The organism is Mesorhizobium sp. M4B.F.Ca.ET.089.01.1.1 (genome assembly GCF_004022605.1).
In the GTDB taxonomy this organism is placed as follows: Bacteria; Pseudomonadota; Alphaproteobacteria; order Rhizobiales; family Rhizobiaceae; genus Mesorhizobium; species Mesorhizobium abyssinicae.
Genome location: NZ_RZOS01001574.1, coordinates 1 through 391 on the forward strand (window position 1 = coordinate 1; position 391 = coordinate 391).

Consider the following 391-nt stretch of genomic DNA (forward strand, 5'->3'; position numbering starts at 1 on the left):
CCGTAGCGGTTCGCCAACGGCGAGCCGAAAGCGGCCAGCCACACCATGTTGATCACGAGATGCGCGAGCCCGCCATGCAGGAAGGCATAGGTGAAGGGGCTGGTGAAAGCATAGACATCGAGATCGTAGCGGCAGGAATAGCGCACCGGGATGAACGCTGCCCGCACCAGCAGGGCGAAATCCTGATCGTCGGTGAGCGCGTAAACGCGGATCAGGTGGACGACGACGCAGATGCCGATCACCGCCAGCACCACCGGCGGCAGATTGAATATCGGTTCGCGGCGCGGCTCGGGCGCGTCATCCGTCTGTTCGATTTCCGAAGGGCTAACCGGTTCGCTCATTCACAACGGGTCCAGGGATTCGATTGGCGAGCTTTAGAGCAAGGGCGCCC

At 62.1% G+C, this 391-nt stretch carries 1 protein-coding gene; it reads right to left on the reverse strand.

The window, feature by feature from the left end:
- Positions 1-341: rhomboid family intramembrane serine protease (locus EN780_RS38355; protein WP_133373049.1), on the reverse strand; the 341-nt coding region annotated here is incomplete at its 3' end.
- Positions 342-391 lie beyond the last annotated feature (50 nt).